Source organism: Nocardiopsis nanhaiensis (genome assembly GCF_054778635.1).
Map to the genome: position 1 here is coordinate 17,968 of NZ_BAAGZJ010000039.1, position 15,525 is coordinate 33,492.

The following is a 15,525-nucleotide window of genomic DNA, read 5'->3' on the forward strand; positions in this document are numbered from 1 at the left end:
ATGGGAAATCCGTGATTGACGCAGTGGGTCTACACAAGACCTACAGGTTGAAGAACCGCCAGGTGCACGCCCTGAACGGCGTGGACCTGCATGTCGAGTCCGGCGAGATCTTCGGGGTCGTGGGCCAGAGCGGTGCGGGGAAGAGTACTCTCCTGCGCTCGGTCAACCTCCTCGAACGCCCGGACAGCGGCACCGTGCGCGTGGGGGAGGAGGAGCTCACCTCTCTGCGCGGTTCCCGCCTGCGTACGGCGCGGCGGAGTATCGGCATGGTGCACCAGCACTTCGCCCTGCTTTCCTCCCGCACGGTCGCGGGCAACGTGGGGTTCCCCCTCGAGGTCTCCGGGGTGTCCCGCGCGCAGCGGGCCGCCCGCGTGGGGGAACTCCTCGAACTGGTAGGGCTGGGAGACAAGGCACGCGCCTACCCCGCCCAACTCTCCGGCGGTCAGAAGCAGCGTGTCGGTATCGCCCGTGCGCTCGCTTCGGACCCCAAGGTGCTGCTGAGCGACGAGGCCACCTCGGCGTTGGACCCGGCCACCACCGACTCGATCCTGTCCCTTCTCCGCCGCCTGCGCGACGAGCTGGGGCTGACCATCCTGCTGATCACCCACGAGATGGACGTGATCAAGCGGATCTGCGATTCCGCGGCGATCATGGAGGACGGTGAGTTCCGGGAGTCCGGCCGGGTGCTGGACCTCATCGGAACGCCGGGCTCGTTGCTGGCGCGCTCGCTCTTCCCCCTTCCTGACAACGGCGGCCCGGAGACGGTGGTCATCACCTACCCGCGCTCCTTCGACGAGCCGTTCATGTCCGAACTCACCCGCCGTTTCGACGTGGACGTGAACATCCTCGGTGGCGGCGTGGAGCAGGTCGCAGGGCAGTCCGTGGGTCGGCTCAGCGTCGACATGCGTGGAGAGCGCCGACGCGACGCGCTCACCTACCTGTCCGAGCACGGCCTGCTGGTCGAGGAGGCCGGAAAGTGACCATCAACCCCGCAGATGCCCTCGTCCTCGCCGACGGGGGTGCCGCTTCCGCAATCACCAACTTCTTCCTGGACTGGCCCAACATGTGGCCGAGCCTCTGGCTGAACACCCAGGACACCATCTACATGGTGTGGTGGGCGACCGTCTTCAGCGTCCTCTTCGGCCTCCCGCTGGGTGTGCTGCTGGTCGCCACCGACAAGGGCGGCCTGATCCCGGCCCCGGCCGTGCGGGCCGTGCTCAGCGCGCTGGTCAACATCGGCCGTTCCCTGCCCTTCATCGTCCTCATGGTCGCGGTGCTGGCCTTGACCAGGTTCCTGGTCGGCACCACCTTGGGCCCAACGGCCGCAATCGTGCCGTTGAGTATCGGCGCCATCCCGTTCTTCGCGCGCCTGGTGGAGACCTCCCTGCGCGAGGTCGACCGCGGGGTGGTCGAGGCCGCGCACGCCATGGGCACCCGCAAGTTCACGATCGTGGGCAAGGTGATGCTCCCCGAGGCTATGTCCGGCCTGATCGCCGGCCTGGTCATGACCGTGGTCACGCTCATCTCGTACTCGGCCATGGCCGGGGCCATCGGAGGCGGCGGCCTGGGCGACCTCGCCATCCGCGAGGGCTACCAGCGCTTCAACGACCACTACCTGTGGGCCACCGTGATCCTGCTGGTCGTCATCGTGCAGGTCGTGCAGAGCCTGGGCGACCTGGTGGTGCGCAGGCTCTCCCGGCGCTGACGCCGAAGGCAACCGACCCCCCGAACCCCGGTTCCCGACCCCCCGCATCCCCCTTCCGAAGCGGTACGGATCGAACGGCAAGGAGAGAGCGATGACAGGGAGTGCGAACGCGTTGAGGGGGGTCGCGGTGGTCGGCGCCACGGCGGTCCTGCTCGCCGGCTGCGGCAGCCCCAGCGAGCGGGCCGCCGACAACGGCGGCGGTGACGACGACGTGGTGACCTTGCGGATCGGAGCCACCCCGCTGCCGCACGCGGAGATCCTGGAGTTCGTCGACGACGAGCTGGCGGCCGAGGCGGGGTTGGCCATCGAGGTGGTCGAGTACACCGACTACAACCAGCCGAACGCGGCGCTGGCCGAGGGCGAGCTGGACGGGAACTACTACCAGACCGTCCCGTTCCTGGAGGAGTACCTCGAGGGCAACCCGGACACGGACCTGACCTATGTGGCGGACGTGCACCTGGAGGCGTTCGGCCTGTACTCGGAGGAGTTCGAGGACCTGGGCGACCTGTCCGAGGGCGCCGAGATCGGTGTTCCCAACGACGCCTCGAACATGGACCGGGCGCTCCAGCTCCTGGACCAAGAGGACGTGATCGGTCTGGCCGACGGTACGGAGGGACAGGCCTCGGAGGAGGATGTCGAGGAGAACCCGTACGACATCGCGATCACCCCGGTGGAGGCCGCGCAGCTGCCGCGTTCCCTGGAGGACGTGGACGCGGCGGTGGTCAACGGCAATTACGCGCTGGAGGCCGACCTCACCGAGTCCGCCAACGTGTTGGCCTGGGAGGAGACCGAGGACAACCCGTACGCCAACGGTCTGGTGGTGCGTTCGGAGGATGCCGAGGCCGAGGACCTGGTCCGGCTCAACGAGCTGCTGCACACTCCTGAGGTGCGCGAATTCATGGAGGAGCGCTGGCAGGGCATCGTGCTCCCGGTCGGCGGAGAAGAGTGACGAACCGGCCCCGGTGGGAGATCCCACCGGGGCCGCGGGCGCGGCCGAGCGGCCCGGGTAACGTTTGGGTCTCGGGGGTGCTGTGCTCCGTTGACTTCGAAGGATGCGTCTGATTCGGTGAATGGGAGCGCTCCCAAAGTATGGAAGGTGCGTACCGAAGCAGTGAGTAATCCGAACGATTTCCCCGAGGGCTTCCTCTGGGGGGCGGCGACCGCCTCTTTCCAGATCGAGGGCGCCACCACCGCCGACGGGCGAGGCCGCAGTATCTGGGACACTTTCGCCGAGACCCCCGGCAAGGTCCTGAACGGGGACACGGGTGACCCCGCCGACGACCACTACTACCGCTACGCCGAGGACGTCGCGCTCATGAAGCGGCTCAACCTCGACGCCTACCGCTTCTCCATCGCCTGGCCCCGGATCGTCCCCGAGGGGTCGGGTGCCGTGAACCAAGCGGGACTGGACTTCTACGACCGACTGGTCGACAGCCTCCTGGAAGCGGGCATCCAGCCCTGGGCGACCCTCTACCACTGGGACCTGCCCCAGCCCTTGGAGGACGCCGGCGGCTGGCCCGCCCGCGACACCGCCCGCCACTTCGCCGAGTACTCCAGGATCGTCGCCGAAGCCCTCGGTGACCGGGTCAGCCACTGGATGACCGTCAACGAACCCTGGTGCGCGGCCTTCCTCGGCTACGAGAACGGCCACCACGCCCCCGGCCACCGGGACGCACCCGCTGCCTTGGCCGCCACCCACCACCTCCTGCTCGGGCACGGCCTCGCCGCCGAGGCGATCCGCTCCACCGGGCAGTCCGCCAAGGTCGGCCTGGCCCACAACCAGGCGGTCATCCGGCCACACGGAGCCAACGCCGCCGACGCCCGGGCGGCCCGCCGGGCGGACGGCGTCCGCAACCGCATCTTCACCGACCCCCTGCTCAAGGGCGCCTACCCCGCCGACGTCCTCCAGGACCTCTCCGAGATCAGCGACTTCTCCTTCGTGCTCGACGGCGACCTGGAGACGATCTCCACGCCGTTGGACTTCCTGGGCGTCAACTACTACTCACCCGAGTTCGTCGCGGGTTCGGCCAAGGGGCTCGACCCCGCCTTGGTCAGCGGCGAGGGCGAAGCCTGGCTCGGCGCCGACCCCGACGAGGTGCACGTTTCTCAGGGGCTGCCCGTCACCCACATGGGCTGGGAGATCGATCCCACCGGCCTGTTCGACGTCCTCCAACGCCTGGCGGGGGAGAGCGGCGGGATCGACCTGTACGTGACAGAGAACGGATGTGCTTTCGAGGACACCGTCAGCGAGGACGGCGCGGTTCACGACCCCGACCGCACCGCCTACTACGAGGGCCATCTCAGGGCCGCCAAGGAGGCCATCCACGCCGGTGTGCCACTGCGCGGCTACTTCGCCTGGTCACTTCTGGATAATTTCGAGTGGGCGTGGGGATACTCCCGCAGGTTCGGCATCGTCCACGTCGACTACGACACGCAGGAGCGCGTCGTGAAGGACACTGGACACTGGTACGCGGAACTGGCCAGAACCAGCCGCTTCCCTGAGCGGTAAACCACGAGTGTTCGTGGGGCGCCCCACCGGGGCGCCCCACACGCGTTCGTGGCGGGCCCCTCCCGCCGCGAGGGAGTGCACAACGCATGCGCCGCCGGTCCTGGTGGCGACACAACGTCCAAGGAGCCTAGAAGTGGCCAAGAGCGGCGGTCGGCAACGACCGACCCTGGAGATGGTGGCGGAGCGGGCCGGGGTCGGCCGCGGCACGGTCTCCCGCGTGATCAACGGATCGTCCCAGGTCAGTCAACGGACCCGTGAGGCCGTGCACAACGCGGTCGCGGAACTGGGCTACAGCCCCAACCACGCGGCGCGCACCCTGGTCACCCGGCGGACCGACACGGTCGCGCTGGTCGTCTCCGAGGCGAGGGACCGCCTGTTCGCGGACCCCTTCTTCGCGGACATGATCCGCGGAGTGAGCTCGGTGCTGCACGAGCGCGACCTGCAGCTCATGCTCACCACCGCCCGCGGGGAGGCCGAGCACAAGCGCGTCGGCGAGTACCTCAGCGGTTCACACGTCGACGGCGCCCTCCTGGTCTCCCTGCACCGGGACGATCCCCTGACCACGCGCCTGGCCGACGCCGGTGTGCCGGTGGTACACGGCGGCCGCCCCTACTCGGAGGCCCAACCCGCGCCTTTCCTGGTGGACATCGACAACGTCGACGGCGGCCGGGTGGCCACCCAGCACCTGCTGGACAGCGGGCGCCGCCGGGTCGCCCACATCACCGGCCCTCAGGACATGAACGCCGGTGTGCAGCGCTTCCGTGGATACCGCGAGAGCATGGCCGCCAGCGGGCACGAGATCGACGACCACCTCGTGGTCCAGGGTGACTTCAGCGTCGACGGAGGGGCCGAGGCCATGACCCGGCTGCTGGACCAGGGAGGCGACCCGGACGCGGTCTTCGTTGGCTCCGACATGATGGCCATCGGCGCCATCCGCGTCCTGCGCGAACGCGGCCTGTCCGTTCCGGGTGACATCGCCCTGGTCGGGTTCGACGACACGCTCATGTCCCAGCACAGCGATCCGCCGCTGACCACCGTCCACCAGCCCACGGTTCAGATGGGTCGGGAAATCGCCCGGCTGCTGGTGGACGTGGCGATCCCTCGGACGGCCGAGGCCGAGACGATCCTGCTCGACACCCACCTGGTCGTGCGGGAATCGGGCTGAACCGGTGCCGGGTCCCGCCCACCGTCGCTGACCCGGACGTTCGTCCGACCCTCCCCTCTGGACTCGCGTGTACCCACTGTGCAAGGCTGGTCACGATTCTGCGGGAAACGGTGGGAGTGCATGGACCCGACGCGAGTGCCGACACACGCCAGGTGCGCGATCTCCGCCTGCGGATGGTGCGACCGTGACGGCGTCGAGTGCCGTTTCTGCTCCGGGACGGGATGGTGGCGGCCGGAACGGCCGCACCGGGACGGCAGCGGAGTGATCGTCTGGATCCGGATCGACGAACCCTGCCGCGGCTGTGCCGGAACCGGTAAGGAGCACAGCCCGGTCGTCGTCCCCTGAGGGGCCCGGGGTCCCGCAGGCACAGGCGGCCGAGCCGGCCACGCTGGCTACTCTGACGTCGTCGGGCGGGGTCGGCCGGACCGGGAAGCCCGGCCCAAGAAGCCTGTTGGAGTCCCTCTCGCTGATGAGGAGAATGCATTGCGCTGGGTAACTTATCTATCACCGAGTGGTGGCGGCGCGCGCGTCGGCGCCTTGGACGACGGTGACGTGATGGGCAGCCCCGAGACTGGGAGCCTCGACGAACTGCTCGGTGGCGGACACGACGAGCTGGCCGCGGCCTTCGAGCGGGCCGTGGAGGCGGCGATCGAGATCATCGTCGAACCCGAGGCCCGCATGTGCGCGCCGATCCAGCCCACGGCCCTGGTCCCGGTGCTGGCGGGTGACCGGGAGTTCGAGATCCACCCCGAGATGGTCCGCGGGGTCGACGACGCGGTTCTTCCCGAAGCCCGTACTGCCTGTGTGGGCGTCGCGGCCCTGGCCGGGGGTACGGGAGCTGCGAGCGCCTACACGCCCGCCTGCCTGTGGCTGGACGCCCTGGGCGAGGCCGTGCAGCTGAGCCTGGGGCCCGTCGTGACCACCGCCGACGAGGTGGCTGGGCAGGTGTTGGAGCTGAGTACCTCGGTCGACGAGCTGGAGAACGGGCGGGGCCTGGTCGATCCCGCCCACACGTGGCTGCTCTCCGGGCCCGGGCGGGTCCGGGCCCTGCTGCCGGTGACCACCCCGGCACTGGAGGCCAACGACGAGCTCTTCGTGGACGCAGGGGACTTGGGCACCTTCGAGGTCAGGGTCGGTTCCCAGGTCTGAACGGTCCGAGGGCTGGCCGACACGGTGTCAAGGCGTGAACTCCCAGTGCCAGGGTTCGAATCCGCCCCGGGCCCAGTCCGGGTTGTCCCAACCGTAGTCGGGCCCGTGGTCGAGCATCCACTGGTGCTCCGAGCTGCCCAGTTCGTGCACGCCGCCGCACAGGTCCACGGCGATGCCGAGGCCGTGCGCGCTGGTGCCGGGCTCGGCCGCCATACCGGGCAGCATCTCCTCGAACAGGCGCACCTGCTCGTGGTAGGGCCGGTAGGAGTCGGTGACGCACATGGGTCGGTCGAACTCGGAATGGAAGGCGCCGTCGAGTTCGATGAAGGCCTCGGCGGCGTCCGCGCGCAGCTGCTCGCCCGCTTGCGGCAGCGGGCACAGTTCCGACTCCGGGATCTGGCCGTTGTCGGAACCGCCGGTCACGGTGTCGGTGCAGCCACCGTCCCCGTCCGTGGGCTCCGCGGGGCTCTCGTCCCCCGCCCCGTCAGTGGTCGACACCTCGCCGTCCCCGTCGGTGGCGGCTGTGCGCGCGTCGGTCAGCGCCTCGTCGCGGCGCTCCGCCTCGCTGTCGGCGTCGTGTGAGTCGGCGAACGCCGCCTCCAGCTTGGTCTGCTCCTCCAGGAGGTCTTTGGCCCGCTCCTGCTGCTCGTCGATGGCCTCCTGCGCGGCTTCGCGTGCGGCGTCTGCTGCTTCTGTGGCCTCGGTCTGCTCCTGTTCCGCCGTCCCGGCGGCGTCGGCGAGGGTGTCGGTCGCGATCCGGGAGGCCTCGGCGCGGTCGAGGTCGGCGGAGCGGTGCTTGCCGAACAGGGACAGGAGGGACCCGCGCTCCAGGGCCTCCGCGGGCCCCTTGGGCCCTGTCCAGGCGTGCACCATGCTCAGGTCGCCGCCCTTATAGGCGCTGGCGGCCTGCCTGGCCGCGCCCAACCTGGCGGTTTCGTGGTGGTCCTCGGCGCTCTCGGCGCGCGACTCGGCGGCCTCGCGTTCCTCGGTGAGTTCGTCCAGGCGTGCGCGCTCGTCCTTGTACCGGTCGATCTTCTCCACGGTGCTCTCGCGGAGCGCGGCCACGTCCGCGCGGGCTTCCGTCAGTTCCACCCGGAGGCCGCCCAAGGCGCCCTCTTCTGGTTCGCCGTCCACGGTCTCCGCGCCCGCCTCGGCAAAGTGGTTTTCGGCGGCTTCCAGAGCGGCGCCCGGTGCGGCGCAAGTGAGCGCGAACAGGAGGGCCGCACTCAGGGGGAGCAAGGTGCTGACCGAAATGCCCGGTGCTGCTGGGGCCTGCGGTGAACTGGCAGGAGAGCCGACGGTGATGTTGAGATAGCCGTTCGTGTTCGATTTTGGGCGCGATGAGGCACGCATTTCAGCTTCCCCCTCAGGACCTGCGTATACGTCGTGACACGATGTCACGGACAGGCGCCCTTGGTGAGGAAGTTGACGGTGTGTCCAAATAGTTACCTCAATGTCCGCGCGGTTTTCGGCCCCCCGTTCTGACCTGGGGGATTGGTCATAATGCGGACAGAGGGGGCATTATGGGCGTGGGCGACCGAAGATGATCTTGCCAATCGGGGTCATACGTCCGAAGCGAGCCCTTCTCGCCCATTGGTACGCTATCCACCGCACGCGCACCTCAGTTGTGTTGGTGCGCGGCGCCTCTCCTCCCAGGCGAGTCCGGCGGACAGTCTGCACATCTCCCCACATTCCCACCGCTGCATCCATCCGGTGGACCACTGTGGTCTATACCGATTTTCAGGTCCGGAGCGGTCCAACCCCTGGGTTCAACAGCCGTTCGAGGCGGTGACACGAAAGGTTGCGAGGGTCCGTGTCGACACGAGCGACGAAAGACGGCGCCAGCGCGCAGAGCGAGGCAGCGCAGGCCGATAACGCCGATGCCAAGCCCCGGCGCAGAGCCAACTGGTGGCGGCCACGTAACTGGCGGGTGCGTTCCCGACTGGTGGCCCTCATCGTCATTCCCACTGCCGTAGCGCTAGCGCTCGGCGGGCTGAGGGTCTACGAGGCTTCGGTCTCCTCGGTCACCCACGCCCACATCGAGGACCGGGCCCAAGTCGGTGTCCTCATTGTGGACCTGGCCAACCAGCTCGGCCGTGAGCGCACGGCCAGCGCCGTCTACATCTCCGACAACGCGGACCCGAACCGGCGTTCGGACGACCTCCGCCAGGAGATGGAGGAGGAGCGGGACGCTTCCCGCGACCTCCAGAGCACCCTGACCGCCAGCCTGGACGACATGGGTGAGATGGACGGCGAGCTGGCGCAGACCCGCCTTTCCACGATGCGCAGCCAGCTCTCCACAGTGGAAGCCCTGCGTACCGAGGTCGACGAGACCCGCATCACGGTCCTCCCCGTCGTCACGAAGTACCGGACGGTCGCGCGCTCGCTCTCCGACTTCAACCAGACCATCGCGGACGAGACCAACGACACCGAACTGCGGGAGAGCGTCCGCGCCCTCACCGCGCTGTCGAACGCTCGCGACCAGCTCTCCTACGAGACCGCGCTGATGGGTCACTCCCTGGCCCGCAACACGATGACCGGCGGCATCTCCGAGGCCATCGACTCCAGTCGCGCCCGGTACGAGAACGAGATCTCGAACTTCATCCAGTCCGCATCGGCCGAGCAGCGGGCTGTGTTCGACGAGAACTTCACCGGCCTGGAGGTCAGCCAGGTCTCCACCATGCGTATGCGCGTCATGTACCGCGCCGAACGCGGGGATCCCCTCACCGGTGTGACCGACAACGACGGGCCCGAAGACTACGCTGCCATCGCCGACGTCGCCCTCGACCGCCTGCAGTTGGTCGAGGAGGACATCGCGGATGGCATCGCGGCCGACGCCAACCAGCTGCGCGACCAGGCCCTGATCCGTACCGGGATCGACTTGATCATCGTCGCGGGCGTGCTCTTGGCCGTCTTCATCCTGACCTCGCTCGTCGTCCGGTCGCTCGTGCGCCCGCTGCGCACGCTGGAGGACGGGGCGCGCCGCGTCGCCGAACGCGACCTCCCGGACTCGATCAACCGGATGCAGGAGGCCGGGGCGGTCCCCGAGAACGTCCGCGTCAGCCCCATCGAGGTGCACACCCAGGACGAGATCGGCGAGGTGGCACGTGCCTTCGACGACGTCCACAGGGTCGCCCTGACACTCGCCTCCGACGAGGCCGCCCTGCGCAGCAACGTCAACGCGATGTTCGTCAACCTCTCCCGCCGAAGCCAGACCCTGGTGGAGCGGCAGCTGCGGTTGATCGACGGTCTGGAGCAGTCCGAGCAGGACGCGGACCGCCTCTCCGACCTCTTCCAGCTGGACCACCTCGCCACGCGTATGCGGCGCAACAACGAGAACCTCCTGGTGCTGTCCGGCCAGGACAACACCCGCAAGTGGGCACAGCCCGTCCCGCTGGTCGACGTCCTCCGCGGCGCCGTCTCCGAGGTCGAGCAGTACGAGCGCGTCAACGTCCGCGCCCCCTCCCACATCTCGGTCCTCGGCCGTCCGGTCAACGACGTCATCCACCTCGTCGCCGAGCTGGTGGAGAACGCCACCGCGTTCTCCCCGCACGACACCGAGGTCCTGGTCAGCGCCAAGATCCTGGACAGCGGATCCGTGCAGGTGGATGTGACCGACAGCGGTATCGGTATGGCCCCGGAGGACCTGGCCTCGATCAACGCCCGGCTGGCCGCCCCGCCGGTCATCGACGTCGCGGTCTCGCGCCGCATGGGCCTGTTCGTGGTCTCCCGCCTGGCACACCGCCACGGCATCCGGATGAACCTGCGTGAGGCGCACGGCGGCGGCACCACCGCCAGCGTGATCTTCCCGCCGGACCTGCTCATTACCCCGGTCGAGGGCCAGCACGCCTTGGGCGGGGCCGAGGGCCGTCCCGAGCTCTCCGCGGGGACGCCGGACACCTTCGCGGACGCGGAGGCGGCCTTCGCCGCCACGCCGGCCGCCCACGAGCCGAACGACCCTTGGCAGAGCCAGGGGTCCGGTGCCTCCCCGAGCGAGATGGGCGGCCTGCCCAAGCGCAAGCCCGGGGGCGCCCGTGCCGAAGAGCACCCGCCCAGCGGCCAGGACCTCTGGAACAGCACGAGCTCCGGGTCCGTCTGGGACCCGCCCAAGCGCGCCGAGGGCCTGTCGCCCAACAACGGTGCCGCCCACAACGGTTCGGTCGTGGACCCCTACGACGTGCCGGAGGAAGACGGGCCGCAGCCGGAGAGCACCGGCCGCAGCCTGTTCGACCCGGCACCCCGTAACGGCACCGACACGGGATCGTTCAACGGACCGGACAGCGGCACGTTCCGCCGCACCTCCGACACGGGATCGTTCAGCCGGCCCACGACGGACACCGGAGCCTTCCGCCGACCCACCGAGGCCGACCCGCAGGACACGGGATCCTACGATGCCTTCGGTGGCGCCGGAAGCCGGCCCAACGCGTTCGACACCGGCTCCCACCAGGCTGGCTCCTACGACACCGGTTCCTACGAGAGCCCGGCGGCCCCGGCCCGCGGTGAGGACAACACCGAGACCTTCCCGGCCGTCTCCGCCTCGACCTGGGACACAGGAGCGCAGCAGCCCCACAAGGCGCAGCCGAACCCGAAGCCCGACCCCAACGACACGGGGGGCTGGGGCTCCGGCGGCGACCGCGAGGGCTACGGTTCCACGGCCTACCTGTCCCGCCGCTACGGTGGAGCCCAGGGGCCGAACAACACCGTCGTCCCACCCACCCCGGCGGGAGGGGGCTCCGACTCGCTGCCGATCTTCGACGCGATCGAGTCCAACTGGTTCAAGCGCCGTACCGGAGGGCCCACCGTGGACACCACCGAAACCGGCCCGATCCAGCAGGTGTCCCCGCCCCAGGAGGATCAGCGCACCCGCCGGGAGCCCGCTTCGCATGGCGGACCGAGCCCCAGCTCGGAGCAGGAGTGGAACTCCGCGGCAGATCGCGGGTGGAAGGCCGCACGGACCGCGGCAGAGCCGCTCGCGGGCGGTCTCACCACCTCGGGCTTGCCAAAACGAGTTCCCAAGGCAAACCTTGTTCCTGGGACCGCACCGAAGCCGGATAACTTCAAGCAGATGCCCACCCGGAGCGCGGACCGTGTCCGCAACCGCTTCTCGGGATTCCAGAAGGGTGTCCGTGACGGTCGGAACCGGCTCGGCGACAGTTCGACAGAGGAGTGACCCAAGTGGCCAGTGGTGGGACGGGGTCCCCCTTATTCGCGGAAGCGGGATGCATTAGCATCTACCGAGCTTCTCGGACGCACCACACCCATCGCTTCACGAGAGCGGAACACCAGACTCCCGGTTTCCCCCACGGGAGGGGCCGGGCAGCTCGCAAAGGCAGTGCTGTCACATGCCGTGCCGGCGGTAGCAGTGCCGAAAGATCGACCGGCGAACTTGGACAGGAGATCAGATGAGTCGACAGGTGAATGAACTCAACTGGTTGATCACTGACTTTGCCGACCGGGTGCCCGACGTCGCTCACGCGATCGTCGTCTCCTCTGACGGCCTACCGTTGGCGTCGTCCGCGGGCTTCCCAGCAGACCGGGCCGACCAGTTGGCGGCCATCGCCTCTGGCCTGTCCAGCCTGACGCAGGGCGCTGCCCGGGTGTTCGAGGGTGGGGCCGTGGCACAGACCGTCGTGGAGATGGAGCGGGGGCTGATGCTCATCATGGCCATCAGTGACGGCTCCTGCCTCGCGGTCCTCGCGGCGGCTGAGAGCGACCTGGGCCTGGTCGCGTACGAGATGACCCTGCTCGTCGAGCGGGCGGGGCGGGCGCTGACACCAACGGCGCGCACCTCGGGAATCCACTGATCCACCACCGACAGGAGGAAGTGGTGGCACCTCACAGTAGAGATGCCGGGAGCGCCTCGTGGTTCGGTCAACAGCCGGGCAACCCCCCAAGCGGAGGGATGCCGGCAGTGCCGGGCGGCGGAGATGTTCCTCGACCAATCCAACAACCGTATGACCAACGACCCGCGCAGGGCAGCGCCCCCAGTTCGCTGGTGCGCCCCTACGCGGTCACCAAGGGTCGCACCAAGCCGAAGTCGCAGCTTCCACTGGAAGCACTGATCTCGGCCACGGCGGCGGCTCGACACGAGTCAGGGACGCTGACGCCCGAATGGCAGGCGATCAGCGATCTGTGCCAGGAATGGCGTTCCGTGGCGGAGGTCTCCGCACTGTTGCGGATGCCGCTCGGTGTGGCGCGGGTGCTTGTGGCGGACATGTCCGAGCAGGGACTGCTCCAGATCAGGTCTTCGCTCAACAACGACTCTCGCCCCAACACCAACCTGCTTGAAAGGGTGCTCAGTGGACTTCGCAAGCTCTAGCCCAGCCGAGGAAGGCGGTGCTGGGGGGAACGCGATGACGTCGGTCAAGATCGTCGTCGCCGGGGGCTTCGGTGTCGGGAAGACGACATTCGTTGGCTCAGTCTCCGAGATCGTGCCTCTGACGACCGAGGCGGTCATGACCAGCGCCAGCGTCGGGGTGGACGACCTCGCCAAGACGCCGGACAAGCAGACCACCACCGTCGCGATGGACTTCGGCCGCGTCTCCCTCGACTCCGACCTGATCCTGTACCTGTTCGGTACGCCCGGGCAGCACCGGTTCTGGTTCATGTGGGACGACCTGGTCAAAGGCGCCATCGGCGCGGTCGTGCTCGTGGACACCCGCCGTCTCGCCGACTGCTTCCCCGCGATCGACTACTTCGAAGAGGCGCGACTGCCCTTCATCGTGGCGATCAACGGGTTCGACAGTTACTACCCCCACGCCGCGGACGAGGTCCGGGACGCTCTGACGCTCAGCCCGGAGATCCCCATCGTCCAGGTGGACGCCAGGGACCGGGCCTCCACCAAGTCGACGCTCATCACCCTTGTCGAGCACGCGATCACGGTGGGGGACCCCGAGGGCGTTGGCGGGCAGCAGCCCACATCCACCGGGGGTCAGAACTCCTGGCGCTGACCGGGTTCAGTCCCGGGCCGGGGTCCCGCACGGAGCACGGCCCGGTTCCCGCCACGCGGGAACCGGGCTCAGGCCGTGTGCCTAGGGCATGTTCGGCGGACACATACCCTGCTGCGCGTCGCCCCAGCGGCACTTGCACTGCGCATCTCTCAGTCGACAGCCAAACCCGGGCTGACTCCTTCTTCGGCCTTGTGCCAGCACCACTGGATGTGCCGCTCGCGACGGGCAGCATCCACCGAACACGCCCTAGGGCAGGCCGTTGTGCTGGCATCATGGCGGGATGAGCTCTTCCTCCCAGTCCGACGCCGCAGCGATGACCCGACGGTTCCGAGACGTCGCCGAGCGTGTGCTTGACGCGCTCCTGGCCGACTCCCCGGAGTGGGCATTGGACCTGGGGGACACCCGGGGTGCCCACCGGCTCACCGACTATTCGGTGGAGGCCGACGCCCGTCGGATCTCCATGCTCACCGACGCACTCGGTTCGCTGGACGAGATCGACCCCGACCTCATTCCTGCGGAGGACCTGGTCGACCTGGAGATGCTCCGGACCAGGATCAGCGCAGACCTGTGGCACACCGCGGAGCTGCGCCCGCACGCCTGGGACCCGCTTCTCCACTCTCCGGGTGAGGCCGTCCACGCGCTCTTGGAACGAGAGAGCCTCTCGGTGCCCGAACGCCTGGAGGCGCTGGCCGCGCGCTGCGACGCCCTGCCCGCCTACCTGGACACCGCGCGCGCCCGGCTGTCCGAAGGGCCCGGCATGCCCCGCGTGCACGTGGAGACCGCCCTGAGCCAGCTGGCGGGCGCTCGCACGATGCTCACCGACGACGTCCCGGCCCTGGCCGCGCAGCATCCCGAACTCCGTTCCAAGGTCGAGACGGCCCGTGACGCCGCCCTGGCCGCGCTCGACGAATACACCTCGTGGCTGCGGACCGAGGCCGAGTTCGCCACAGCGGACCCCCGCCTGGGCGCCCGTCAGTTCGCCGCACAGCTCTGGTACACCCTGGACTCCGAACTCTCACCGGACGCCCTGTTGGTGCGCGCTGAGAGTGACCTCCTGGCCACGGAGGAGGCGATCGCCGAGGCCGCGGCCGAGTACGAGGGCCGACCCCGCCGCGCCGGACAGGTCGCCGAGGTCCTCGCCTCCTTGGCGGACGAACACACCATCGACGCCGACGGTGTCCTGCCCGCCTGCACCGACGCCCTGGCGCACCTCTACTCCCGGGTACGGGATCTGGACCTGGCCACGGTGTACGACGACCCGGTGAGCGTCATCCCGATGCCCGAGTCCCGCCGCGGTGTGGCCGTCGCCTACTGCGACGCTCCGGGCCCGCTCGACTCCGACGCACCTTTCCACCCGTCACCACCCTCGAACGAACGCCTTCGGCGTCAGCCCACCTATATAGCCGTGGCGCCGCCGCCGGAGGACTGGAGCGCCGAGCGCCAGAAGTCCTTCCTGCGCGAGTACAACGGCGGCATGCTGCGCAACCTGATGATCCACGAGGCGCTGCCCGGCCACGCGCTGCAGCTCGCCCACGCCGCCCGCCACGACGGCCACACCCGGGTGCGGTCCGCTCTGAACAGCGGGACCTTCGTCGAGGGCTGGGCGGTCCACGTCGAGGAGGTCCTCGCCGGACGCGGCTGGTCCGAGGGCACTGACGGGGCCGCCCGCCGCGACAATCTCGCCGTGCGCCTGGGCCAGCTCAAGCTGCGGCTGCGGATGATCCTCAACGCCATCCTCGACGTACGCGTGCACGCCGGGGACCTCACCGAGGCCGAAGCGATCACCCTGCTGACCGAACGCGGCCACCAGGAGGAGGGTGAAGCGGTCGGTAAGTGGCGGCGCGCCCTGCTCACGAGCGCCCAGCTCTCCACCTACTACGTCGGCTACTCGGAGGTCTCGGACATCGCCCGTGACCTGGCACAGCAGCGCCCGGAGGAGCCGCTCCGGCGGATCCATGACACAATGCTCGCCCACGGAAACCCGCCCCCGCGCCACCTGCGCACTCTGCTCGGGCTCTGAACCGCGAACGTCCGGATGCCTGCGTCG

At 69.2% G+C, this 15,525-nt stretch carries 13 protein-coding genes; 12 read left to right on the forward strand and 1 reads right to left on the reverse strand.

Annotation, left to right across the window (positions count from 1 at the left end; translation table 11 throughout):
• Positions 1 to 23 precede the first annotated feature (23 nt).
• The 7 genes from ACYVD1_RS19100 (at position 24) to ACYVD1_RS19130 (ending at position 6,528) form a co-directional block, all read left to right on the forward strand.
• A complete protein-coding gene (locus tag ACYVD1_RS19100) occupies positions 24 to 980 on the forward strand; it encodes a methionine ABC transporter ATP-binding protein (protein WP_460774493.1) in 957 nt (318 codons plus the stop codon).
• Positions 977 to 1,705: a methionine ABC transporter permease gene (locus ACYVD1_RS19105; protein WP_460774496.1), complete on the forward strand. Its 729-nt coding sequence runs from the start codon at positions 977 to 979 to the stop codon at positions 1,703 to 1,705. Before ACYVD1_RS19100 ends, ACYVD1_RS19105 begins: the two co-directional genes overlap by 4 nt.
• 91 nt (positions 1,706 to 1,796) lie before the next feature.
• Positions 1,797 to 2,654 (forward strand): MetQ/NlpA family ABC transporter substrate-binding protein, encoded by an 858-nt coding sequence (locus ACYVD1_RS19110; protein WP_460774498.1) that lies wholly within the window; start codon positions 1,797 to 1,799, stop codon positions 2,652 to 2,654.
• A gap of 162 nt (positions 2,655 to 2,816) precedes the next feature.
• Positions 2,817 to 4,214: a GH1 family beta-glucosidase gene (locus tag ACYVD1_RS19115; RefSeq protein WP_460774501.1), complete on the forward strand. Its 1,398-nt coding sequence runs from the start codon at positions 2,817 to 2,819 to the stop codon at positions 4,212 to 4,214.
• Between the two features lie 133 nt (positions 4,215 to 4,347).
• Entirely contained in the window at positions 4,348 to 5,379 is a 1,032-nt protein-coding gene (locus tag ACYVD1_RS19120; protein ID WP_460774504.1) for a LacI family DNA-binding transcriptional regulator, read from the forward strand.
• Between the two features lie 120 nt (positions 5,380 to 5,499).
• Positions 5,500 to 5,724, forward strand: a complete 225-nt coding sequence (locus ACYVD1_RS19125) for a hypothetical protein (protein ID WP_460748019.1) — start codon at positions 5,500 to 5,502, stop codon at positions 5,722 to 5,724.
• 138 nt (positions 5,725 to 5,862) lie between these two features.
• Entirely contained in the window at positions 5,863 to 6,528 is a 666-nt protein-coding gene (locus ACYVD1_RS19130) for a hypothetical protein (protein ID WP_460774508.1), read from the forward strand.
• Between the two features lie 27 nt (positions 6,529 to 6,555).
• Here the strand turns inward: ACYVD1_RS19130 and ACYVD1_RS19135 are convergent, their stop codons facing one another.
• Positions 6,556 to 7,758: a D-alanyl-D-alanine carboxypeptidase family protein gene (locus ACYVD1_RS19135; protein ID WP_460774595.1), complete on the reverse strand. Its 1,203-nt coding sequence runs from the start codon at positions 7,756 to 7,758 to the stop codon at positions 6,556 to 6,558.
• A gap of 700 nt (positions 7,759 to 8,458) precedes the next feature.
• Here ACYVD1_RS19135 and ACYVD1_RS19140 point away from each other — a divergent pair.
• The 5 genes from ACYVD1_RS19140 to ACYVD1_RS19160 all read left to right on the forward strand — a co-directional run bounded on the left by ACYVD1_RS19140 (position 8,459) and on the right by ACYVD1_RS19160 (position 15,498).
• Positions 8,459 to 11,698, forward strand: a complete 3,240-nt coding sequence (locus ACYVD1_RS19140) for a sensor histidine kinase (RefSeq protein ID WP_460774599.1) — start codon at positions 8,459 to 8,461, stop codon at positions 11,696 to 11,698.
• Positions 11,699 to 11,930: 232 nt separating this feature from the next.
• Entirely contained in the window at positions 11,931 to 12,332 is a 402-nt protein-coding gene (locus ACYVD1_RS19145) for a roadblock/LC7 domain-containing protein (protein ID WP_014909276.1), read from the forward strand.
• Positions 12,333 to 12,430: 98 nt separating this feature from the next.
• Entirely contained in the window at positions 12,431 to 12,847 is a 417-nt protein-coding gene (locus ACYVD1_RS19150; protein ID WP_460748023.1) for a DUF742 domain-containing protein, read from the forward strand.
• 34 nt (positions 12,848 to 12,881) lie between these two features.
• Positions 12,882 to 13,478 (forward strand): GTP-binding protein, encoded by a 597-nt coding sequence (locus ACYVD1_RS19155; RefSeq protein ID WP_460748025.1) that lies wholly within the window; start codon positions 12,882 to 12,884, stop codon positions 13,476 to 13,478.
• Positions 13,479 to 13,791: 313 nt separating this feature from the next.
• The gene (locus ACYVD1_RS19160; RefSeq protein ID WP_460774601.1) at positions 13,792 to 15,498 is read left to right on the forward strand and encodes a DUF885 domain-containing protein; all 1,707 of its coding nucleotides are present in this window, start codon (positions 13,792 to 13,794) and stop codon (positions 15,496 to 15,498) included.
• Positions 15,499 to 15,525: the final 27 nt, after the last annotated feature.